The organism is Luteimonas cucumeris (assembly GCF_007830035.1).
Lineage (GTDB): Bacteria > Pseudomonadota > Gammaproteobacteria > Xanthomonadales > Xanthomonadaceae > Luteimonas_C > Luteimonas_C cucumeris.
The window spans coordinates 80,784-103,684 of the sequence record NZ_VLKN01000003.1 but is presented as its reverse complement, the minus strand read 5'-3'; the positions used below and the strand labels follow the sequence as shown (position 1 = coordinate 103,684).

22 protein-coding genes are annotated in these 22,901 nt (G+C 66.4%); 2 read left to right on the top strand and 20 right to left on the bottom strand.

Going from position 1 to position 22,901, the window contains the following annotated elements:
* Positions 1-43: 43 nt before the first annotated feature.
* The gene (locus tag IP90_RS06585) at positions 44-2,062 is read right to left on the bottom strand and encodes a translocation/assembly module TamB domain-containing protein (protein WP_144898833.1); all 2,019 of its coding nucleotides are present in this window, start codon (positions 2,060-2,062) and stop codon (positions 44-46) included.
* Between the two features lie 45 nt (positions 2,063-2,107).
* On the opposite strand from IP90_RS06585, the gene IP90_RS06580 reads away from it, so the two are divergent.
* Positions 2,108-2,803, top strand: a complete 696-nt coding sequence (locus IP90_RS06580; protein WP_158635292.1) for a response regulator — start codon at positions 2,108-2,110, stop codon at positions 2,801-2,803.
* Between the two features lie 5 nt (positions 2,804-2,808).
* Here IP90_RS06580 and recO read toward each other — a convergent pair whose 3' ends face one another.
* The 9 genes from recO to rpoE all read right to left on the bottom strand — a co-directional run bounded on the left by recO (position 2,809) and on the right by rpoE (position 11,796).
* On the bottom strand, positions 2,809-3,549 hold the full coding sequence (gene recO / locus IP90_RS06575; RefSeq protein ID WP_144898831.1) for a DNA repair protein RecO: 741 nt from the start codon (positions 3,547-3,549) through the stop codon (positions 2,809-2,811).
* A 40-nt stretch (positions 3,550-3,589) separates the two neighbouring features.
* On the bottom strand, positions 3,590-4,498 hold the full coding sequence (gene era, locus IP90_RS06570; protein ID WP_144898830.1) for a GTPase Era: 909 nt from the start codon (positions 4,496-4,498) through the stop codon (positions 3,590-3,592).
* A gap of 72 nt (positions 4,499-4,570) precedes the next feature.
* Positions 4,571-5,269, bottom strand: coding sequence for a ribonuclease III (gene rnc, locus IP90_RS06565; protein ID WP_144898829.1), 699 nt, complete (start codon positions 5,267-5,269; stop codon positions 4,571-4,573).
* On the bottom strand, positions 5,247-5,630 hold the full coding sequence (locus IP90_RS06560) for a DUF4845 domain-containing protein (RefSeq protein ID WP_144898828.1): 384 nt from the start codon (positions 5,628-5,630) through the stop codon (positions 5,247-5,249). Before IP90_RS06560 ends, rnc begins: the two co-directional genes overlap by 23 nt.
* Positions 5,631-5,655: 25 nt before the next feature.
* On the bottom strand, positions 5,656-6,450 hold the full coding sequence (gene lepB, locus IP90_RS06555) for a signal peptidase I (protein ID WP_144898827.1): 795 nt from the start codon (positions 6,448-6,450) through the stop codon (positions 5,656-5,658).
* A 207-nt stretch (positions 6,451-6,657) separates the two neighbouring features.
* Complete coding sequence (lepA, locus tag IP90_RS06550; RefSeq protein ID WP_144899225.1) at positions 6,658-8,451, bottom strand: translation elongation factor 4; 1,794 nt, start codon at positions 8,449-8,451, stop codon at positions 6,658-6,660.
* Positions 8,452-8,658: 207 nt separating this feature from the next.
* Positions 8,659-10,185: a DegQ family serine endoprotease gene (locus IP90_RS06545; RefSeq protein WP_144898826.1), complete on the bottom strand. Its 1,527-nt coding sequence runs from the start codon at positions 10,183-10,185 to the stop codon at positions 8,659-8,661.
* Between the two features lie 73 nt (positions 10,186-10,258).
* Positions 10,259-11,182 carry a sigma-E factor negative regulatory protein gene (locus tag IP90_RS06540; protein ID WP_144898825.1) on the bottom strand — a complete coding sequence of 308 codons (924 nt, stop codon included), beginning with the start codon at positions 11,180-11,182 and terminating at the stop codon, positions 10,259-10,261.
* Complete coding sequence (gene rpoE / locus IP90_RS06535) at positions 11,179-11,796, bottom strand: RNA polymerase sigma factor RpoE (RefSeq protein WP_144898824.1); 618 nt, start codon at positions 11,794-11,796, stop codon at positions 11,179-11,181. Before rpoE ends, IP90_RS06540 begins: the two co-directional genes overlap by 4 nt.
* Positions 11,797-12,068: 272 nt before the next feature.
* Between rpoE and IP90_RS06530 the strand changes: the two genes are divergently transcribed.
* Positions 12,069-14,120, top strand: coding sequence for a 3-hydroxyacyl-CoA dehydrogenase NAD-binding domain-containing protein (locus IP90_RS06530; RefSeq protein ID WP_144898823.1), 2,052 nt, complete (start codon positions 12,069-12,071; stop codon positions 14,118-14,120).
* 175 nt (positions 14,121-14,295) lie between these two features.
* On the opposite strand, the gene IP90_RS06525 is transcribed toward IP90_RS06530, so the two are convergent.
* The 10 genes from IP90_RS06525 to fabG form a co-directional block, all read right to left on the bottom strand.
* On the bottom strand, positions 14,296-14,931 hold the full coding sequence (locus IP90_RS06525; RefSeq protein WP_144898822.1) for a hypothetical protein: 636 nt from the start codon (positions 14,929-14,931) through the stop codon (positions 14,296-14,298).
* Between the two features lie 109 nt (positions 14,932-15,040).
* A complete protein-coding gene (locus IP90_RS06520) occupies positions 15,041-15,406 on the bottom strand; it encodes a PilZ domain-containing protein (RefSeq protein WP_144898821.1) in 366 nt (121 codons plus the stop codon).
* A complete protein-coding gene (locus tag IP90_RS06515) occupies positions 15,403-16,368 on the bottom strand; it encodes a DNA polymerase III subunit delta' (RefSeq protein ID WP_144898820.1) in 966 nt (321 codons plus the stop codon). The genes IP90_RS06520 and IP90_RS06515 overlap by 4 nt, the downstream gene beginning before the upstream one ends.
* Entirely contained in the window at positions 16,365-17,009 is a 645-nt protein-coding gene (gene tmk, locus IP90_RS06510; protein WP_144898819.1) for a dTMP kinase, read from the bottom strand. Before tmk ends, IP90_RS06515 begins: the two co-directional genes overlap by 4 nt.
* The gene (gene mltG, locus IP90_RS06505; RefSeq protein ID WP_199753416.1) at positions 17,006-18,061 is read right to left on the bottom strand and encodes an endolytic transglycosylase MltG; all 1,056 of its coding nucleotides are present in this window, start codon (positions 18,059-18,061) and stop codon (positions 17,006-17,008) included. The genes tmk and mltG overlap by 4 nt, the downstream gene beginning before the upstream one ends.
* Complete coding sequence (gene pabC / locus IP90_RS06500) at positions 18,058-18,906, bottom strand: aminodeoxychorismate lyase (protein WP_144898818.1); 849 nt, start codon at positions 18,904-18,906, stop codon at positions 18,058-18,060. Before pabC ends, mltG begins: the two co-directional genes overlap by 4 nt.
* The gene (locus tag IP90_RS06495; protein ID WP_144898817.1) at positions 18,903-20,273 is read right to left on the bottom strand and encodes an aminodeoxychorismate synthase component I; all 1,371 of its coding nucleotides are present in this window, start codon (positions 20,271-20,273) and stop codon (positions 18,903-18,905) included. The genes pabC and IP90_RS06495 overlap by 4 nt, the downstream gene beginning before the upstream one ends.
* Positions 20,274-20,320: 47 nt before the next feature.
* Positions 20,321-21,559, bottom strand: a complete 1,239-nt coding sequence (fabF, locus tag IP90_RS06490; RefSeq protein ID WP_144898816.1) for a beta-ketoacyl-ACP synthase II — start codon at positions 21,557-21,559, stop codon at positions 20,321-20,323.
* A 183-nt stretch (positions 21,560-21,742) separates the two neighbouring features.
* The gene (gene acpP / locus IP90_RS06485; RefSeq protein WP_144898815.1) at positions 21,743-21,982 is read right to left on the bottom strand and encodes an acyl carrier protein; all 240 of its coding nucleotides are present in this window, start codon (positions 21,980-21,982) and stop codon (positions 21,743-21,745) included.
* Positions 21,983-22,105: 123 nt separating this feature from the next.
* Positions 22,106-22,849, bottom strand: a complete 744-nt coding sequence (gene fabG, locus IP90_RS06480; RefSeq protein ID WP_144898814.1) for a 3-oxoacyl-ACP reductase FabG — start codon at positions 22,847-22,849, stop codon at positions 22,106-22,108.
* Positions 22,850-22,901 lie beyond the last annotated feature (52 nt).

The window sequence follows — 22,901 nt, the reverse complement described above, 5'->3', positions numbered from 1 at the left end:
ACTGCGACGCTTTCAGCCCCTAGATCCCAGATCCCAGCCCCCACTACTCGAACACCGGCTTGACATCGCCCTTGCCGACCGCCGCCACACGATCGACCAGCGTCGGCCAGTCGACGCGCCGGTTGTAGCCGACCACGTCCAGACGCGGAATGCCGGCTCCTTCGACGATAGTAAATCCGTCGCCGGCTGAATGCAGGCCGCCCATCTCGCAGACCTCGTTCGCGAGCCGGCAGGAAATGCCGATCCGCTTGTAGCCGAAATCATCGAACAGGCCGATCAGCTGCCCCTGCAGGCTGCCCACGAACGACGCATCGCCGACGCTCGAAATGTTCTGCACCGCGCGCTGGCTGATGCGCTGGCGCACGCCAGGACTGCGTTCGGTGTGCAGTTCGGCATTGAAGGCGGTGGCGCTCCAGTCGACCAGGCGCAGGTCGCCGATGCGTCCATCCATCCGTCCGCTGATGCTGCCGAAATCGAAAACGCCGGTCAGCGCCTGCAGGTCGATGTCTTCCAGCGCGATATCGGCGGACAGCGTGGGTGCCACGCCGAACGGCCGTTCCATCGCCAGCGACGACACCTGCACGCGGCCATCGAACAGCTCCAGTGCCAGGCCGCCGTCGAAATCGATGCGGTCGTCGGCATAACGCGCGCGCGGGATGTAGCCGCTCAGTTCGCCGGTGAACGCCGGCAACTGCAGCGCCGTGGCGATCCTGCCAATGTCGATGCGGCTGAGCGTCAGGCCGAATTCGATCTGCATGCCAGCGTCCGCACCCGGTGGACGCAACTCCATCGACTCCAGGTCGACGCGGCCGCCGAGCATGGCGATCACGACCTGCCGCTGCAGGCGCAGTACGCCATCGCGGCTCTCGAAGGGCAAGGTCGCCGCACCGAAATCCATTCCCTGCAGTTGTCCGCCGCGCCAATGCAATTCGCTGGTCACCGGCACATCCGCGGAAAAACGTACCGCGCCGTCGAGCCCTTCGAACGCGAAGCGGTCGCGGTCATCGCGTATGGCCACGTCGCGCAGGCGGGCGTCGACCACCTCGAGTTTTCCACCCTGCAGACGCACCCGCGCGTCAAGCGCGCCATCCAGGCCGATCCCGCTCAATCCGGCCAGCGCCAGCCAGCCGGACAGATAGCGTTCTCGCAGCGGCGACACATCGTCGCTATCCATGTCCACCTGCAGATCACGCAGTTCGGCATCGGCCGACCAGGCCGCACGGCCGGTGACCTGCAGGGCATTGCCATCGCGCCATTCGAAATGCGGCAGGCGCCAGCCCTCGTTGCCGGACTGGCTCGCCTCGATCCGCAGGTCGACCGGGACCGCCGGCAACACCACGTAGGCGTTGCCGGCGAGGAATTCGCCCTGGCGCAGCTTTCCAGCAAGGATCACCTGCGCGTTGTCGGCGGCCTTGCGGTAATCGATGTCGAACCTGCCTGCGATGTTTTCCGCGGCAACGCTGCCGTCGGGCGTATCGAAACCTGCACCGGACAACTCGAGCGTGCCGGCAACACGCAAGGGCTTGCGTTCGGAAGCGTCCACGACCAGCTTGCCGTCGAGCGTGCCCGACTTGAGCCTCGCGTCCGCCCATGCCTGGCCGGCCAGCGCCTGCGCCCACGCCACCGGCACGCGGGTCAGGTCGAGCGTGGTCAGGTCCGGCGCAGCCGCGCGTCGGTGCAGCGCGAAACGCGACCTGCCCTGCGACAGCACGGCATCGGTGCTGGCCGCGCCCAGGTCCAGCGACAACTGCAGCGGCCTGCCCTTGCCTGCGCGCAGCGCGCCATCGCAACGCCAGCCACCCTGCCCGTCGCGCAGCAGCGGACAGCGCCAGGACACATCGGCATAGCGGTAGCCCAGGTCGGGCGCCGAAATCCGCCTGGCGGTAAGCGACAGTTCGCCCTGCGTCGCCTGCGCCGGCCACTCCAGCCGCACGCTGACGCCTTCGAGCGTGGCGACGGCGGTCGTCACCCGATCGATCTTCGCAGTCAAGGTCCGCGCCGATACCGGCCCGGCACAGGCAAGCAGCAACCAAGGCAGCAGGCGTAACATCGGCAAGGACATGGACAGAGCATAACGATGCAGGATGCAATTGCGATGAAGCCACGCTTGTTGCTGGTCGAGGACGACCCCACCACCCGGGCATTTCTGGCCGCCGCGGCCGAGGCTTATCCGGCCGAGGTCGATGCAGCCGATTCGGTAACCACTGCCCTCGTGCTGGCGACCCGGCATCGATATGCCTTGTGGTTGTTCGATGCACGCCTGCCGGACGGTAGCGGCACCGACCTTCTCGTCAGGTTGCGCCAGCACGACGTCGCGACGCCGGCGCTCGCACACACTGCATCACAGGACAACAGCGATCATGCGGCGCTGCTGCAGGCAGGTTTCCTGGCGACGCTGGTCAAGCCGTTGAACGCCGGACAGCTGCACGAGGCAATCGCACGGGCGCTGGGCGGCACGACCGGGAGCACGACGCACGACGCGTTCCACTCCAGCCTGCTGCTCTGGGACGACGCAATCGCGCTGCGGGCCATGAACGGCAACCGTGAACACGTCGCATCGCTGCGCACGCTGTTCGTGACCGAACTGCCGGTGCAACGCGACGCGATCCTGGCCGCGCTGGAGCACGGCGGACATCAGGCCGCGCGCAACCTGCTGCACCGGCTCAAGGCCAGTTGCGGCTTCGTCGGCGCCTCGCGATTGGCCGCCACCGTCGGGCGGCTGGATGCGGACATCGATCAGCCTGGAGGTATTTCCATGTTCGCCGACATCGTGGAGCAGACGCTGTCGTCGAACCCAGGTTAGGGCCGTCAGTCTTCGGCCACGCGCGGCCGCACTCGTCCCAACTGGCCGATCAGCTCCCACGATTTCAGTCCTCGCCCGCCCAGGTGATGCGCCAGCACCGTGCGCAGGGCGCGGCGCAGGCTGGCCAGATCGTCGGCAGCGGGTTGCCAGTCGTGCGCCAGCGCCAGCAATGCCTGGCCCGTGGCGGCCTCGTCGCGATCGCGCTGGCCGCGGTCGCTGAGCAGGCGGCGCGGACCATGCTCCGGATCGAGCCGATAACGCGCGGCCGGATCGATCGCTTCGCCATCGCCGTCGACGTCCAGCGAGAAGCCGAAACCCAGTGCGTCGAGCAGATCGCGTTCGAACCGGCGCAGCGTCCAGGCCAGCGGCTCATCCGTGGCGAGCCGTGCGCGCGTGCGGCCAAACGCCAGGTACAACTCGCCGTGCGGATCGTTGCGCGGCGCCAGGCGCAGCACCAGTTCACTGATGTAGAAACCGGCCAGGGCCGCATCGCCGGCCAGCCGGGGGGCCACGTCCAGTGCCTCGGCACCGTTCAAGCTCGCCAGTTCGCCGCGCTGCACGGCATTGAAACGGATGTGCTGCAGCGGCTGCAGCGCTGCACGCAGTGGCTGTCGTTTCGGGCCCTGTACGCCGCGCGCAAGCAGGCCGACACGGCCGTGATCCGCGCTCAGTACTTCCACCAGCACGCTCGTCTCGCGCCAGGGTCTTGCATGCAGCACGTAGGCAGCCTGGTCCTCTATGCGCATGGGATCCGACTCATGCGAGCGACACGCGGGCAGGCTGCACTCAGTCGTGATAACCCAAGGTGCGCAGCGCAGCCTCGTCATCCGACCAGCCTTCGCGCACGCGCACCCAGGTTTCCAGGAATACCTTGCGGCCGAACAGCTGCTCCATGTGCGAGCGCGCCAGCGTGCCGACTTCACGCAATCGCGAGCCGCCCTTGCCGATCACGATCGCCTTCTGGCTGTCGCGCTCGACCCAGATCACCGCGCCGATGCGCAGCAGCTCGCCATCCTCGACGAAGCGCTCGATCTCGACCGTGGCGGCATACGGCAGCTCCGCGCCGAGCTGGCGCATCAACTGCTCACGCACCATTTCGCCAGCCAGGAAGCGTTGGCTCTTGTCGGTGATCTCGTCCTCGCCGTACATCGGTGGTGCTTCCGGCAGCAGTTGCAGCAGCGTCGTGACCAGCGCTTCCAGGCCGCTGCGCTTCAGCGCCGAAATCGGATGCACGCTGGCGAACTCGCGGCCTTCGGTCACTTTTGCCAGATAAGGCAGCAACGCGGCCTTCTCGCGCAGCTTGTCGACCTGATTCACCGCCAGCACCACCGGCACGCCTGCCTGCCGCAGCGCATCGAAGGCGAGCGTATCCTCGTCGTCCCAGCGTCCGGCCTCGACCACCAGCACCGCCGCATCGACACCTTCCAGCGCACCGCGCGCGGCACGGTTCATCCAGCGGTGCATCGCCGAAGCGGTCGACTTGCCCTGCTCGCGATGCAGGCCGGGCGTGTCGACCAGCGCGATCTGGCCTTCGGAAAACGTGGCGATGCCCAGCAGCCGATGGCGCGTGGTCTGCGGCCGCTTGGACGTGATGCTGACCTTGGCACCGACCAGCGCGTTGACCAGAGTCGACTTGCCGACGTTCGGGCGGCCGATGATCGCGACGCTGCCGGCGCGGTGAGTTGAGGAATTCATGCGCGGATTGTCCGCCTGGTCCAGGCCGAGGGCAATGCTGGAGCAACCGCAGCGGAGCACGCTCCGCTCTGGCTAAGCGACCAGCAATACCTGCAGCACGGCTTCGGCGGCCGCCTGCTCGGCGACGCGACGCGAACTGCCCTCGCCTTCGGCGGCGATATCGATGTCGACCAGCCGGCAACGCACGCGGAAGACCTTGGCGTGGTCGTCGCCGCTCTCCGATACCGGCTCGTACAGCGGCAATGGCCGCTGTCTGGCCTGCAGCCATTCCTGCAGGCGGGTCTTGGCATCCTTGTCGACCTTGCCGACCGGCAGGTCGTCTATCGCCTGCGCGAACCACGGCAGCACCGCATCGCGGCAGGCCGCATAACCGGCGTCGAGATAGATCGCGCCCACCAGCGCTTCGAGCGCATCGGACAGGATCGAATCGCGGCGGTGTCCGCCGGACTTCATTTCGCCTGGGCCGAGGATCAGAGCGCCGCCGATGTCCATCGTGCGTGCGATCAACGCCAGCGACGATTCGCGCACCAGTTCGGAACGCGCCCGCGTCAGCACGCCCTCGTCGGCCTTGGGCCAGCGCGTGTAGAGCGCATCGGCGACGATCAACCCGACCAGTGCGTCGCCGAGGAATTCCAGCCGTTCGTTGTGCGGCGCCCCGGCGCTGCGATGGGTCAGGGCCTGCCTGAGCAGGCCCGCGTCCTTGAACGCATGACCACCGAAGACCAGGTCTCCGGCATCCGTGCTGCGATCAGGCGTCGGTACTGCCGGCACGGGTCAACTCTTGCACGGCATTGAATCTGCCGACCACGTCGATGTTGTAGATCATCGGCTTGCGCACTTCGTAATCCACTTCCATCTTCCAGCCGCGGTCGCCGCGGGTCAGCTTCACGTTTTCCGGCTTCACGTTGTCGGAATAGCTGATGTACAGCCGGCGGAAGAACAGGTCCTGGATCTTGGCCGGATCCTGGGTGGCGATGCCCGGCTCGTTGGCCAGCCCCTTCATCGCCGACTTGACGCTGTAGAACTCCGAATACATCGGGAACAGCTTCATGCCGACATAGGCGAAGAAACCCGCCACCGCCAGCACGACCAGGAACCCGATCAGGGTGATGCCCCTTTGTGTGCGCTTCATGTGCTCCCCTTTGTTCTGACGACGCTTATTGAATGCCGGTACCTATCCGCGAGAAATCCACCCCGCCGGCGCTGCGATCCCAATGCATCCAGATCAGGAACGCCTTGCCGCGCAGGCTGGTTTCCGGCAGGAAGCCCCAGAACCGGCTGTCCTCGCTATTATCACGATTGTCGCCCATGACGAAATAATGTCCGGCCGGCACGGTCCATTGTCCCTCGCCCTGCACGGCAAAAAACGGCAAGTCCTCACGTTCCAGCACCTGGTGCGCGCGGCCGGGCAGTTGCTCGGTCAGCAGCGTCGCGCCGCTCATGTCGCTGCCCTGCCCCTTGCCGATGTACTGGCCGACCGGGCGGTATTCGAACGGCTTGCCGTTCACGAACACGGTGTTGTCGCGATAGGCCACGGTGTCGCCGGGCATGCCGATCACGCGCTTGATCCAGTCCTGCTCCGGGTGGTGCGGCGGCTTGAACACCACCACGTCGCCACGGGCGGGTTCGCCGATCTCGACGAACTTGCGATTGGTCACCGGCAGGCGCAGGCCGTAGGCGAACTTGTTGACCAGGATGAAGTCGCCGATCAGCAGCGTGGGCATCATCGAACTGGACGGGATCCGGAACGGCTCGGCGATGAAGCTGCGCAGCAGCAGCACGATCAGCAGCACCGGGAAGAAGGCACGCGAATAATCGACCAGTACCGGTTCCTTGGTCTCCAGCAGGCCTTCGCTGCGCGCGCGCGCCTTGGCAAAGAACAGCCGGTCCAGCAACCAGATGATGCCGGTCGCGAAGGTCAGCACCACCAAACCGATTTCAAACCAACGCATGCGTGCTCCTGGAAGCCGGGAATCGAAAATCGGGATTCGGGAATCGGAAAAGCGTCAAACCCGTCGCCCCGCAAGCCTGTCATCCCGAGCGCAGCGAGGGATCTGTTGTTGCTCCGGCCTGGAAGCAGATCCCCCGCTGCGCTCGGGAGGACAGCTTATAGCCTTTTGCCTTGAACCAAGCCCCAGCCCCAGGATCCCAGCCCCGCTCTACTTGTTGTCGACCTGCAATACCGCCAGGAAGGCCTCCTGCGGAATCTCCACGCGACCCACCTGCTTCATCCGCTTCTTGCCTTCCTTCTGTTTCTCGAGCAGCTTCTTTTTGCGGGTGGCGTCGCCGCCGTAGCACTTGGCCAGCACGTTCTTGCGCAGCGCCTTGACCGTGGTGCGAGCGATGATCTGCGCGCCGATCGCCGCCTGGATCGCGACATCGAACATCTGCCGCGGAATCAGGTCGCGCATCCGCTCGGTCAGCTCACGGCCGCGACGGTCGGCATGCGCGCGATGGGTGATCAGCGACAGCGCATCCACGCGATCTCCATTGATCAACGTATCCACGCGCACGAACGGGCCAGCCTCGAAGCGCACGAAGTGGTAGTCGAGCGAAGCATAGCCGCGCGACACCGACTTGAGCCGGTCGAAGAAATCCAGCACCACTTCGGCCATCGGCAGTTCATAGCTGATCTGCACCTGGCTGCCCATGTACTGGATGCCGATCTGGCTGCCACGCTTCTCTTCGCACAACGTGATCACGTTGCCGACGTAATCCGGCGGGGTCAGGATATTGGCGCGGATGATCGGTTCGCGGATTTCCTGCACCAGGTTCATCTGCGGCAGCTTGGCGGGGTTGTCGAGCGGCATCACCGTGCCGTCGGTCTTGAGCACTTCGTAGACGACGGTCGGCGCGGTGCTGATCAGGTTGAGGTCGTACTCGCGTTCCAGGCGCTCCTGCACGATCTCCATGTGGAGCATGCCGAGGAAGCCGCAGCGGAAGCCGAAGCCCATCGCCTCCGAGCTTTCCGGCTCGAAGCGCAGCGCGGCGTCGTTGAGACGCAGCTTTTCCAGTGCTTCGCGCAGGTCCGGGTAGTCCTCGGCGTCGACCGGAAACAGGCCGGCAAACACGCGCGGCTGCATTTCCTGGAAACCGGGCAGCGGCTTGGACGCGGGATCGGAGGCCAGCGTCAACGTATCGCCGACCGGCGCGCCGTGCACGTCCTTGATGCTGGCATGGATCCAGCCCACCTCGCCGGCGCCCAGTTTGGGCAGGTCCTTGCGCTTGGGCGTGAACACGCCGACCTTGTCGACCAGGTGGGTGCGACCGGTCGACATCACCAGGATCTTGGTGCCCGGCACGATCTCGCCCTGCATCACCCGCACCAGCGACACCACACCCAGGTAATTGTCGAACCACGAGTCGATGATCAACGCCTGCAGCTTGTCGGTGTCGCGCGGCACCGGCGGCGGGATGCGCTGCACGATCGCCTCGAGCACGTCGGCCACGTTGAGGCCAGTCTTGGCGCTGATCGCAACGGCGTCCTCGGCATCGATGCCGATCACCGCCTCGATCTCGGCCTTGACGCGCTCGACGTCGGCGGTGGGCAGGTCGATCTTGTTCAGCACCGGCACGACTTCCAGGCCCTGCTCGACCGCGGTGTAGCAGTTGGCGACCGACTGCGCCTCCACGCCCTGCGCCGCATCGACGACCAGCAACGCGCCCTCGCACGCGGCCAGCGAACGGCTGACCTCGTAGCTGAAGTCGACATGGCCGGGGGTATCGATGAAGTTGAGCTGGTAGGTCTGCCCGTCCTTGGCCGTGTACGGCAGCGATACGGACTGCGCCTTGATGGTGATGCCGCGCTCGCGCTCGATCGGATTCGAGTCAAGCACCTGCGCCTCCATCTCGCGGGCCTGGAGCCCGCCGCAGAGTTGAATGATGCGATCGGCCAAGGTCGACTTGCCATGGTCGACGTGGGCGATGATGGAGAAGTTGCGGATGTTCCGCATCGAATCGGACATAGGTGGCGGCTGAAGCCGTCATCGAAAAGACAACGCGGCATTATCGCATGGCCGCCTGCCTTTCCCCTCGCTTCAGCAGCGCCGGATCGCAAGGCGCCCGGCATTCTGCATGCCGGCAACCGCGCGACGCACCGGTTCTGGTTCCTGCTGGCCCAGGTTTCTCCCCCGCCGGAGCGGGGGAGAAAGACGGCAGGCTCAGCCTTGGTCGCTGTCGCCGTCCGCGCGCGGCGTGACCGCGATGAACTGCGTCGACTGGCCACGACGCACCAGCAGCATCACCGTTTCGCCCTGCTTGACGTCGCGCAACTGCCGGTCAAGGGCGGCGGCGCTGTCGACCGGATCGCGTCCCACCTGCAACACCACGTCGCCGGGTCGCAGGCCGGCGCCACGCGCGGCGAGGCCTTCGATCCGGGCAATGGCGACGCCTTCGCCGGCCTTCAGCCCCAGCTGACGGCGCTGGTCGGCATCCAGGTCCTGGCCGACGATGCCCAGCGGGTTGGATGATGGCGATGCCGTGGCCGGCTTGGGACGCGAATCCGGGGCCGCGATCGCGGCCAGGTCGCTACGCTCGGCCAGCGTCACCGGAACTTCGACGGTCCTGCCGTCGCGGAATACGCCGAGCTTGACCCGCGTACCCGGCGCCATCGCGCCGATCTTCATCGGCAGGTCGCCGGCGTCGTTGATGGCGGTGCCGTCCAGCGTGCGGATCACGTCGCCCGGACGCAGGCCGGCCTTCTCGCCGGCGCTGCCCGATTGCACGTCACGAACCAGCGCGCCGCGCGCATCGGGGAGCTTAAAACCGCGTACTGCATCGTCGTCGACGTTCTCGATCGCAACACCGATCTGCCCGCGGCTGACCTTGCCGGTGGACTTGAGCTGCTGCACCGAGTTCATCGCGGTATCGATCGGGATCGCGAAGCTCACTCCCATGTAGCCGCCGGAGTTGCTGAAGATCTGCGAATTGATGCCGACCACCTCGCCCTTGGTGTTGAGCAGTGGGCCGCCGGAATTGCCGCGGTTGATCGCTACGTCGGTCTGGATGAAGGGCACGTACTGCTGCCCCGCATAGGGATTGGAGCGCTGCACCGCGCTGACGATGCCGGCAGTCACCGAATGATCGAGGCCGAACGGCGAACCGATCGCCACCACCCACTGACCGGGCTTGAGCAGGCTGGAATCGCCGGTGCGCAGGTACGGCAGTGCGGCGGCATCGATCTTCAGCAGCGCGACGTCCGATTCCGGGTCGCTGCCGACCACCTTGGCATCGAACTCGCGGCGATCGGACAGTTTCACCTTGACGTCGTCGGAACCTTCGACCACGTGGTGGTTGGTCAGCACGTAGCCATCGGCGGAAATAATGAAACCGGTGCCCATCGACATGCCGCCGCGGCCGCCAGGCGCGCGCGGGCCGTTCGGACCAGGCATGCCCGGCATGCCGGGGCCGAAGAAGCGGCGGAAGATTTCCGGCATCTCGTCGCCGTAGGGCATCTGCTGCCGCTGCATCGACGTGCGGCGCGGCTTGATCCCGGCTTCGATGTTGACCACGGCGGGACCGACGCGCTCGACCAGCTGGGTGAAATCAGGCAGGCCGCTGACCAGCGGCGCCGCCTGCGGTGCGGTGACCGGCGCCTGTGCGGTGGCTTCGGGCTGCATCATGGCAACGCCAACTGCGACGGCAGCGACCAGGGAAAGTGCGGCAACGGGACGTAGCGAACGATTCATCGGGGAAACATCCTCGACAAGGGAGTGATTGGATTGGTGGGGTTGGAACGGGAACGGCGCGGAATGTTCCCGCTCAGCGTTGCGGCGTTTCCCGGGTTCCGGATGCAGCGTCGTCGGACTGCCCGGAAGCCGGCAGGCGCGGCTGGAACGGGTAGTACGAATCGACCGTGCTGTAGTCCGCCCTGAAGGCACCGGGTGCCGAGAACTGCGGCAGCGTCGCGCTCGGCCACGGCCGGCTGGGTGCGATCGGCAGCGAGGCGAACGGATCGAGACCGTTGTCGGACGGTGCGGCGCTGCTGGCGACACTGGTTGCGGCGGTGGCCGCGGCCGAAAGTCTGGCAGTCGCCGCGGCTGCGGCGGCAGGAACGTTCGCCCGCGCGACGGCCATCGATGGCTGCCCGTTCGTGCGCGCGGCAACGCGACGGCTGCTTTGGCCCTGCGAACGGGTGGATGCGCGGTTGTTGTTACTCGCCACCCGCCGCGGTACTTCGGCGACGGCGACAGTGGCCGCCGCCAGCGTGGCGGCTGTGTTCGGGTCGACCGTGGCGGCGGGCCGTGGCGCGGCCGGCTGCCGCACCGGCGCGGGTGCCGGGGTCGATGCCACGGTGCGCGGCGCCGGTCGGCTCTCCTGCGGCGACTGCTGCTGGGTCATGAACACAGCGATCAACGCGACCGACGCGGCCAGCGCGCCGCCGCCCCAGCGCGTCCAGCGCGGCGTCGACGTGGCAGCCGCGCGTGTTGGCACCGGCTCGGCCGCGATCGCAGCGACCACGCGCTGCGAGAAATCAGCCGGCAATGGCGCCACTGCACGGCCGCGCAGCGTTTCGCCGACCAGTTGCCAGCGCTCCCAGCAATCGCCCAACTGCGTGTCGTGCTGCAGGCGGCGCAACAGGAAACGGGCCTCATCCGGCGGCAGATCGCCGTCCATCAGCGCCGAAAGCTGCTGCCGATAGTGGATTTCGATCCTGTCGTCGCCGTTGCGGAGGTTGTCGGTCATGGGCGGGCACGCTCGCGGGGTGTGTTGTCGAGCAGAGGTTCCAGCTCGGTATCGATCGCCTCGCGGGCACGGAAAATGCGCGAACGCACCGTGCCGATGGGGCAATCCATCTTCTGCGCGATTTCTTCATAGCTCAGGCCATCCACCTCGCGCAGGGTGATGGCGGTGCGCAGCTCTTCCGGCAACCCATCGACCACGCGCATCACGGCGCGTTCGATTTCCTGCCGCATCAGCTCGCGTTCCGGCGTGTCCGTGTCGCGCAGGCGGATGCCGGATTCGAACTGCTCGGCGTCGGCCGCGTCGATGTCGTCGGTCGGCGGGCGGCGATTGTGCGAAACGAGATGGTTCTTGGCGGTATTCACTGCGATACGGTGCAACCAGGTATAGAACTGGGCGTCGCCACGGAAATTCGCGATCGCCCGGTAGGCGCGCAGGAAGGTTTCCTGCGCCACGTCCTGACACTCGCTCCAGTCGGCGATGTAGCGCCCGATCAGGGCGGCGATCCGGTGCTGGTACTTGCGCACCAGCAGGTCGAACGCCGCGCTGTCGCCGCGCTGCACGCGCCTGACCAGTTCGTGGTCCAACAACTCCTGCGATGAATCCTTATCGACCATCGGGCCGGCGCTCCTGTCGCCCGGCTCGTTGGCTGGGCGGTATGACCTGGGTCATGGGGGAAAGTTCCATTGGAGCTGGGAATAGGGAATCGGGAATAGGGAATCGGTAGATCAACAGCCGGATTTCCAGGCTGCCGTTGTGCCGCGAAACGGCGCCAGAACGGGTCTTTCCGATTCTCGACTCCCGATTCCCCATTCCCGCCCGTGTTGACGCCATCGGAACATCCTCTGGATGATAACGGTTCCATACCCGACTGAATGGCAGATTCCTCATGATCGAAGGCCTGGACGGACTGCGCTTCAGCCACTGGCAAGCCGAGGCTCGCCCCGACGGCGTGGTGGTGCTGTCGTTCGACCGCGCCGGCGAGTCGGTCAACACGTTCGCGCAGGACGTGCTGATCGAACTGGACGCGTTCCTCGAACGCATCGCGCTGGATCCGCCGAAAGGGCTGGTGATCCGCTCCGCGAAGGAAAAAGGCTTCATTGCCGGCGCCGACATCCGAGAGTTCCAGGCGTTCGACGAGAAAGGCACCATCGGCGACTCGATCCGCCGCGGCCAGCAGGCCTTCCAGCGCCTGGCCGAGTTGCCCTGCCCGACAGTCGCTGCGATCCACGGCTTCTGCATGGGTGGCGGCACGGAGATTTCGCTGGCCTGCCGCTATCGCGTCGCCAGCAAGGATCCGTCGACGCGCATCGGCCTGCCCGAAGTGAAGCTCGGCATCTACCCCGGCTGGGGCGGCAGCGTGCGCCTGCCACGACTGGTCGGCACGCCAGCGGCGATGGACATGATGCTGACCGGACGCACGCTGTCGGCATCGGCGGCCAAGGCAATTGGTCTGGTCGACGGAGTGGTCGATCCGCTGAAGCTGATCGATGCCGCAGCGGAACTTGCATTGCGCGGCACGCAGCGTCCCTTCAAGCAGCGCTTCCTCGGCTGGGCCACGAATATCTGGCCGGTACGGCAGGTGCTGGCGCCGATGCTGGTCAAGCAGGTCGCACGCAAGGCGCGCAAGGAACATTACCCCGCGCCATACGCGCTGATCGAAACCTGGCGTCGCAGCGGTGGTGGCATCCAGTCGCGGCTGGCGGCCGAACGCAAGTCGGTGGTCAAGCTCGCCGGCACACCGACCGCGCGTAACCTGACGCGCGTGTTCTTCCTGCAGGAACGCCTGAAAGGACTCGGCGGCAAGGATTCCGGGATCCGCAACGTGCACGTGGTCGGTGCCGGCGTGATGGGTGGCGATATCGCGTCCTGGGCGGCCTACAAGGGCTTCGAGGTGACGCTGCAGGATCGCGAGCAGCGCTTCATCGATGGCGCGCTCGCCCGCGCGCAGGAACTGTTCGCCAGGAAGGTGAAGGATGACGCCAAGCGTCCACAAGTCGCCGCGCGGCTGAAGGCGGACCTGGACGGCGACGGCGTGCAGGCGGCGGATCTGGTGATCGAGGCGATCATCGAACAGGCCGAAGCCAAGCGCGACCTGTACGCGACGCTTGAGCCGCGGATGAAGGTCGGCGCGCTACTGACGACCAACACCTCGTCGATACCACTGGTCGAACTGCGCGAACACATCCAGCGCCCGGCGCAGTTCGCCGGCCTGCATTATTTCAACCCGGTCGCGTTGATGCCGCTGGTGGAGATCATCCATCAGGACCAGGTCGCGCCGGAAACCGGCACGCGCCTGGCTGCATTCTGCAAGGCGATCGACAAGTTGCCGGTGCCGGTCGCCGGCACGCCCGGCTTCCTGGTCAATCGCGTGCTGTTCCCGTACATGCTGGAAGCGGCGACTGCGTATTCGGAAGGCATTCCCGGCCCGGTGATCGACAAGGCCGCGGTGAAGTTCGGCATGCCGATGGGGCCGATCGAACTGATCGACACGGTCGGCCTCGACGTCGCATCCGGCGTCGGCCAGGAACTCGCGCCGTTCCTCGGCCTGACGATTCCACCTGCGCTGGCTACGCCACCGGAACAGGGCAAGCGCGGCAAGAAGGACGGCCAAGGCCTGTATGCATGGGAGAACGGCAAGCCGAAGAAGCCGGAGGTACCGAAGGACTACAAGGCGCCGGACGATCTCGAAGATCGCCTGATCCTGCCGATGCTCAACGAAGCGGTCGCGGCCCTGCACGATGGCGTGGTCGGCGACGCCGACCTGCTCGATGCCGGCGTGATCTTCGGCACCGGCTTCGCCCCGTTCCGCGGCGGCCCGATCCAGCACATCAAGTCGGTCGGCGCCGATACGCTGCTGGCGAAACTGCAGGCGCTGCAGGCGAAGTACGGCGATCGCTTCGCGCCGCGGCCGGGATGGGATTCGCCGGCGCTGCGCTGAGCGTTCCAGCGCAAGTCACGGGTCGGTACTGCAAAAGACGTCTGGGGTCCGACCCGCCGGCCTCGTAGCGGGGCGTAACTTCACTCACCGGGCGACGCCCGACCGCGACTACATCGTATGCATCGGCTTGTCTGTATCGAGCGAGGCACCGCTCGACAGCACGCGCACGTCGCCGCTACCCACGTCGCGCATATCGCCGAACACAGGTTCCGGCTGCTCCACGAACCTGCCCGCTTTCGCATTCCATTGCCACTTGTTCTCGTGGTCGCACTGGAAGCAGCTCGGGCATGTAGATTGCGCCACGCGCCGGGTCGACGCTGAGGTACATGAGCACAGGTCGAGCAGAAATCCGTTCGACCTGGACGATCCTGTCGGGTGACGATGCCGGCCAACCCGCTGCCAGCACCAGCAGGAAGTTGCCGGACTCGCCGCCGCAGGATTCGAAGATACCCAGCACGATCTCCAGGGGCCGACCGTCGAAGCTGCCTTTGGCCGAGAATCCGTTTTGCCCGCCTGCGAGATAGGCATCAAGCCCGCGCTCTCCATGTCGAACCGAATCGGGGAAGGCTGCTTCGGTCAGTTCACTGGCCTTGCACCACGACGGATCAAGGCGGTTCACGGCGATGCTGCGTACTTGCGTATCTCGCGGCACGAAATCCAGGTGTGTCCACCACAAGGAATCCGCGGGTGCCGGACGTACTTCTACGAGTAACCCGCGCTCGGTGGCTACTGCCGTAGTCGCGATCAAAAGCCCGATCGCGGCCGCAAGCAGCCAACGCATCAAACTGCGGCTGCTGGCCGCGGAAGCCATCGTCAGCCTTCGAACTCGCCCACCAGCTCGACCGATGTGCTGATCCTGGTACCGCCAGGCGCTTCTCATGCTCACCAACCCTGCTTGCCTGTGGATTGCGATTGCACGTCTACATCGTATGCGTCGGCTTGTCCGCGTTGAGCGTGCCAGCCAGCAGCGCTTCGATCTTGCCCTTCACCGCGTCGCCCTCGGCGGTCTCTGCGAACTGCACGCCGATGCCGGCGGTGCGGTTACCCTGCGCGCCGGGCGGCGTGACCCAGACCACCTTGCCGGCGACTGGCAGGCGTTCACTGGATTCGGGCAGCGTCAGCAGCAGGAAGACCTCGTCGCCCAGGAAATAGCGCTTCGGCGTCGGCACGAAGATGCCGCCATGTTTGATGTAAGGCATGTACGCGTGGTAAAGCGCCGCCTTGTCCTTGACCGCCAGCGACAGGATGCCCTGCCGCGCGCCGCCTGCGCCTGGTACTGAACTCATTTACCGCCCCCCATGGCCCGCGCGTCATGGCCGCGCCAGGCCAACAATAGATCAGCGACCGCCAGGTCCGCTCGTACCGTCGTACGCAACAGATCGCGCATGCGATTGGCCGCGTCGAACCACGCAGCCAGACTGCGCGTTCGCCCCGGATCGGTCAAGCCGGTGGCCTCGGCAAGCGCCAGGTCCGCGGCAAAACCCAGGCGCAGGACTGCGTGTTCGTCGGCGGTCCAGCGCTGCGCGGTTTCCAGCGCAGCCGTCTCCCCGCGACGCAGCCTGGAGAGATCATCGGCGACATCGCGGCGCAACTTGAGCACGCCATCACGCAGCCACAGATCGGCGAGACCGGGATGACCACGCGCAGCGGCCAGCGCCTCGGCGGCGGCCGGTCCGGGATGGCCCTGCCGACCCAGCCATGCGATCGCTTCGTCCTGCGATGGCAGGCGGAATTCCAGCTTCTGGCAGCGGCTGCGGATCGTCGCCGGCAGGCGCGCCGGATGCGCGCTGACCAGCCATAGGTAACGACCTGGAACCGGCTCTTCCAGCGTCTTGAGCAGGGCGTTGCAGGCCGCGTGGTTGATCGCGTCGGCCGGATCGATGATCGCGACCTGCGCGCCGCCATATTGCGGCGTCAGCATGAGCTTCTCGGACAAGCCGCGAATCTGTTCGATCACGATCTCGGTACGCAGCCGGGTACCTTCGCGATTGGGCACGAAAGTGATCAGGTTGAAATCGGGGTGGGTGCCGGCGGCAAGCAGCAGGCAGCTGCGGCATTGTCCGCAGGCCTCGCCATCAGTCCCGCGCGCCTGGCACAACATGCGCTGCGCGAGCCGTTCGGCCACCGCGCGCTTGCCAAGATTCGCCGGTCCGCAGAACAGCATGCCGTGCGCCAGGCGTCCTGCGTCGATCGCCTCGCAAGCCTGTTCGTACGCGCGTTGCTGCCAGGGCGAGAAGGCGAAGTTCATCGTGTCGACCCCCGCAAAGCCAGCAGATGCGACACCGCATCGGCGGCAACCGCCTCGCGCACGCGACTGGCATCGACCACGCGGAATCTTCCCGGCTCCGCCGCCGCGCGCGCCAGGAACACGCCGCGCGCGCGCGCGAAGAAGTCTTCCTGCTCGCGCTCGATGCGGTCCGGCCACAGGTCGCGGGTGTTGGTACGCACGCGTCCCTCGTGCACGTCGATGTCCAGCAGCAGCGTCATCGCCGGCACGATGCCGACCACCTGGCGTTCGAGTTCGGCGATGAACTCCACGTCCAGCCCGCGTCCGCCGCCCTGGTAGGCATAGCTGGAATCGGTGAAGCGGTCGCAGATCACCCAAGCGCCGCGCCGCAGCGCCGGCAGGATCGTTTCGCGCACGTGCTGCGCGCGCGCTGCGAACATCAGCAGCAGCTCCGCCTGCGGCGCCGCCGCTTCGTGGTGCGGCTCAAGCAGCAGGCCACGGATCTCTTCCGCCAGCGGCGTGCCACCCGGTTCGCGGGTGCAGACCACGTCCTCGCCAGCCTCCTCAAGCGCATCGCGCAGGGCGGCGATCACCGTCGACTTGCCGGCGCCCTCGCCGCCCTCCAGCGTGATGAATCTTGGTTGTCGAGCCAGCGCGGTCATTGCGACGATACCGGCGCTGCCTGCCGTTGCCGATAGCGCTGCACATACTCGCGCACCGCGGCCTGGTGCTCGCCCAGCGTGCGTGAAAACACGTGGCGGCCACTGCCGTCGCCGACGGCGACGAAGAACAGCGCATCGCCAGGTGCGGGATTGGTCGCCGCGCGCAGTGCATCGACGCCGGGCATGGCGATCGGCGTCGGCGGGAGGCCGGTACGGGTGTAGGTGTTGTAAGGCGTGTCGGTGGTGAGGTCGCGACGGCGGATGTTGCCGGCGTAGCTGCTGCCCATGCCGTAGATCACGGTCGGGTCGGTCTGCAACAGCATGCCCTGCTTCAGGCGACGCGAGAACACGCCGGCGATCTGCGGTCGTTCCGAGGCAATGCCGGTTTCCTTCTCCACGATCGACGCCAGCACCAGCGCCTCATCCTTGTTCTTCAGCGGCGTATCGGCGGCACGCGCGCTCCAGGCCTGGTCGAGCGCTCCGGCCATTGCGTCATGGGCGCGCTTGAGCAGCTTGAGATCGCTGTCGCCGCGGTTGTACTGGTAGGTTTCAGGCAGGAAGCGTCCTTCCGGATGCTGCCCTTCGTGCCCCAGCGCCTTCATCAGTGCAGCATCGTCCAACTGCGTCGTCTCCTGCCGCAGCGGCGTGGCCCTGGCCAAGGCGGCACGCAGTTCGCGGATGTTCCAGCCTTCGACGATCGTGAACCGGTAGCTGATGATCCTGCCATCGCGCATCGCCACCAGCAGAGTACGCGGCGTGGCACCGGGCCGCAGTGCATATTCGCCGACCTGCAGCTTGCCGGCTGCGCCAGTCTGCCGCGCCAGCAATTGCCATTCCAGATCGTGTCCGTCCCGCACGCCGGCCGCACGCAACTTGCGCAGTACCTGCAGGAACGAATCGCCGCGTTCGACCAGCAGCGTTTCGCCGGCTTCGATGCCGGCGACCGGCTGGTCGGCGAAGCCTGCGTAACGCTGCCACAACACGTAGGCGACGGCGCCGGCCAGCAGGGCCGAGAACACGAAGAACACACCGATGCGACGCTTGCGGCTCACGCGTTTGCAATCCTTTCATTGTGGGGTGCGAACATCGGCACGGCGGCGGCCAGGCGGTCGCGCAATGCCGACACTTGCGGATGGAGTGCCCAGCCGCTTTCGCCAAGCCGGGCGACCGGCAGGATACCGCGCACGGCATTGCAGAGGAAAACCGCCTGCGCGGATTCCACCTGCGCGCGCGTCAGGCGGGTTTCGCAGGCCTGCAGTTCAGGCAACACCCAACTGCGGCAGACACCGGCGATCCCGCAACGATCGATGCGCGGCGTCGCCCATTGTCCGTCGACCATCACGAACAGGTTCGCAGCCGTGGCGCCGATCACGTTCTGTTCCGTGTCCAGCATCAGGCCTTCATCGGCATGCTGGCCAGGATGTGCAGGATCTCCGCATTCGGCACGTGCCAGCACCTGCTCCAGCCGATTGCAGTGCTTGAGGCCGGCCAATGCCGGCTGGATCGACAACCGCGTATCGCACCATCGCAGCGACAGGCCATCGCCCACGACCTTCGGCGGCAGCGCGTGCGTTGACAGGATCCAGGTCGGCACCGCTGTCGCCGGAAGCGCATAGCCACGGCCACCGCTACCGCGGGTGAGGATGAGTTTCAACACGCCGGCTTCATTGCCGGCCATCATCGCCCAAGCCTGGTCGCGAACCATTTCCGGCGCGGGCAACGGCAGGCGCAGGCGCTCCGCACCGCGCGACAACCGCGCCCAATGCCGGTCCCACCAGGGAGCCGAGCCGCGGTGGATGCGCAGGGTCTCGAACAGGCCATCGCCATAGGCCAGGCCGCGATCGTCGGCGGCAACCGCATCGACGCGATCGTTGCCGATGAAGATGCGCGCGTTCATTCCGCGGTTCCGAGCGCGCGCAACATGCCACGCGCCTTGGCGCGGGTCTCGTCGAGTTCGCGCAGCGGATCGGAGTCGGCGACGATGCCGGCGCCGGTACGGAACCGCAGCACGCTGCCTCCGGACGCGCAGTCCTCGATCTCGCCGCTGCGGATCAGGATGTTCAGGTCCATGTCGCCATCGCGGTCGAGCCAGCCCATCGCACCGGTGTAGGCGCCGCGACCGCCGCCTTCCAGTTCGGCGATGATCTGCATGCAACGCACCTTGGGGCAGCCGGTGATGGTGCCGCCGGGGAATACCGCGCGGATCACATCGCCAGGCGTCGCGTCCGCATGCAACCGGCCGCGCACGTTGCTGACGATGTGATGCACGTGCGCGTAGCTTTCCACCGTCATCAGTTCGTCGACCTCGACGCTGCCCGGAATGCAGACGCGCCCCAGGTCGTTGCGCTCCAGGTCGATCAGCATCACGTGCTCGGCACGCTCCTTGGGATGGCCGACCAGCTCGCGGATGCGTTCGGCGTCGTCATCGCCGGCGAAACGCGCGCGCGTGCCGGCGATGGGTCGCGTCTCGACCACGTCGCCGCGCACCGACACCAGTCGTTCTGGCGATGAACTGGCCACCGCCCATCCCTGCCCCGCGAACAATCCCGCGAACGGCGATGGATTGGCACGGCGCAGCTGTGCGTACAGCGCTGCCGGATCGAGCGCCACGTCAAACCGCGCCTGCCACGCGCGCGACAGGTTCACCTGGAACACATCACCCGCCGCCAGGTATTCGAGGATGCGTTCGACACCGGCGGTGAATCGCGCCGGATCGTCCTCGGTCACCTGCAGCGGCGGCTGCCATGCCTCGACCGTCGGCTGCAAGGATGCGGATTCGATGTCCGCGACGATGGCGTCGAGCATCGCGACGTATCCGTCTTCGGCAAGCACGACGCAATCGCCGGTGGCGCGGTCGCGCAGCACGGCCGCCGGACAACGCAGCGCAGTGGCCACCGGGATGGCACCGCGCGCCGGCGGCAGCTGCAGCACGTGTTCGATCTGTCCGGCGAGTTCGTAGGCCAGGAACAGGGCCCAGCCACCATGGAACGGCCAACGCGGTTCTTCGCGCGCGATGCGGCGCTGTTGCCATTCGGCGTCGAGTACCGACAGGAAGTCGCCTGCCGCCACGCTGCCATCCGAGCGCCGCGTGATGCCGTCCGCGTGCAGCGTCAGCGCATCGCCATCGGTGGCCAGCAGCAGGTCCCAACGGCCATGCACGGTGCCGCTGGCGACCGATTCCAGCAGCATCGGGTAGCGCGATGGTGCACGCCGGTGCAGGGCCAGCAGGTCGGTGTCCGGAGCAAGCGCGCGGGTTACCAGCATCGATTGTCAGCCGCCATTCCCCGATGTCGGGAATGACGGTCTCCAGGTCAAACGCGCTTGAACACCAGCGTGCCGTTGGTGCCGCCGAAGCCGAACGAATTGGACATCGCGAAGTCGACCTTCGACTCGCGCGCGATGTTCGGCACGTAATCCAGATCGCAACCTTCGGACGGATTTTCCAGATTGATCGTCGGCGGGATCACGCCGGTGTGCAGCGCCATCGCCGAGAACACCGCCTCCACGCCGCCGGCGGCGCCGAGCAGGTGGCCGGTCATCGACTTGGTCGAGCTGACCATGGTCTTGTAGGCGTGATCGCCAAGCGCGGCCTTCACCGCCATCGTCTCGGCCAGGTCGCCGGCGGGGGTCGAGGTACCGTGCGCGTTGATGTAGCCGATCGCGCTGGGGTCGACACCGGCGTCCCTGATCGCATTGCGCATGCAGCGTGCCGCGCCCTCGCCGTTCTCGCTGGGCGCGGTCATGTGGTAGGCGTCGCCGCTCATACCGAAGCCGACCAGTTCGCAATAGATGCGCGCGCCGCGCGCCTTGGCGCGCTCGTATTCTTCGAGCACCAGGACACCGGCGCCATCGCCCATCACGAAACCGTCGCGGTCCTTGTCCCACGGACGCGACGCTCGCGTCGGCTCATCGTTGCGCGTCGACAACGCCTTCATCGAACAGAAGCCGCCGACCGAAGTGGGCGTGGTGGCGTACTCGGCGCCGCCGGCGATCATCGCGTCGGCCTCGCCGTACTGGATCATCCGCATCGCCAGGCCGATGTTGTGCGTGGCCGTGGTGCAGGCCGTGACCGCGGCGATGTTGGGGCCCTTGGCGCCGGTCATGATCGACACCTGTCCGGCGATCATGTTGATGATCGTGCTGGGCACGTAGAACGGCGAGATCTTGCGCGGGCCGCCTTCTGCCCACTTCAGCGTGGTTTCCTCGATGCCCTTGAGGCCGCCGATGCCGGCGCCGATCGCCACGCCGATGCGCTCGGCGTCGGCTTCGGTCACGTCCAGTCCGGCATCGGCGATCGCCATCATCGAGGCGGCCACGCCGTAGTGCACGAACGGATCCATCTTCTTGATGTCCTTCGGCGCGATCCATGCCGACGCATCGAAGTTCTTGACCTCGCCGCCGATCCGGGTGGAGAACGCGGACGCGTCGAAGTGGCTGATCATGCCGATGCCCGAGCGGCCATTGACGATGCCGTCCCAGCTCGACTGCAGGTCGTTGCCCAGCGGCGACAGAATGCCCAGCCCGGTGACGACGACGCGACGTTTGCTCATAACCTGCTCCTGACCTGATGGCTGTTTCTTGCCCGTACGGCAGCGGATGCGCCGCCGCAAACGCACGGGGCCGCGAATGCGGCCCCGGGGCTTGTCACGTCCGCCCCGCCAACAGATGACTGGATAGCGCGGCGGTTTGCATTGGTTGGCCCGGTCGACGACCGGGCCCGTTCGCGACCGGCATCAGGCCTTGACGTGGGCCTTGATGTAATCGATCGCCTGCTGCACCGAAGTGATCTTCTCGGCATCTTCGTCGGGAATCTCGCACTCGAATTCCTCTTCGAGCGCCATCACCAGCTCAACGGTGTCGAGCGAGTCGGCACCGAGATCGTCGACGAACGAAGCGCTGTTGGTGACTTCCTCTTCCTTGACGCCGAGCTGTTCGACAACGATTTTCTTGACGCGTTCTTCGATGCTGCTCATGGGTGTTTGCTCCTCCCGGGAGACTGTTCAGGGCGATAGTGTAGTGGAAAGGCGATTGTGCCGCGCGAGCCTGCCTGCGGCCAACCCATTCAATGATTTACTGCCGGATTTTATGGCTTGCCGTCAGGCCATGTACATGCCGCCGTTGACGTGCAGGGTTTCCCCTGTGATGTAGCTTGCCGCCGGTCCCGCAAGGAACGCCACGGCATGGGCGATGTCGGCCGGTTCGCCGAGGCGACCCAGCGCGATCTGGCCGACCAGCGCCTGCTTGGCATCCTCGGGCAGGTCGCGGGTCATGTCGGTGGCGATGAAGCCCGGGGCCACCACGTTGACGGTGACGCCGCGCGAGCCGATTTCCTTGGCCAGCGATTTGCTGAACGCGATGATGCCGGCCTTGGCCGCGGCGTAGTTGGCCTGCCCGGCATTGCCGGTGGCGCCGATCACCGAGGCGATGTTGATGATGCGGCCCTTGCGCGCTTTCATCATGCCGCGCATCACCGCTTTCGAGGTGCGGTAGACGCTGCTCAGGTTGGTGTCGAGAATCGCCTGCCAGTCTTCTTCCTTCATACGCATCAGCAGGTTGTCGCGGGTGATCCCGGCGTTGTTGACCAGGATCGAGATGGCGCCGAATTCCTTGCCAATGGCATCGATCAGCGCCTCGACCGCGGCGCTGTCGGCCACGTCGAGCACGCGGCCATGGCCGCCGGCCGGTTGCAGCCGTTCCCCGATCGCCTGGGCGCCTGCGTCGGATGTCGCGGTACCGATCACGGTTGCGCCCTGCGCAGCCAGCGTGTCGGCGATCGCAGCGCCGATGCCGCGGCTGGCGCCGGTGACCAGGGCGATTTCGCCTGCCAGGATATTTGTCATCGCATGCCTCGGTTCGAATGCTTATTTGTCATCTCGTGCGCGACGAGGGATC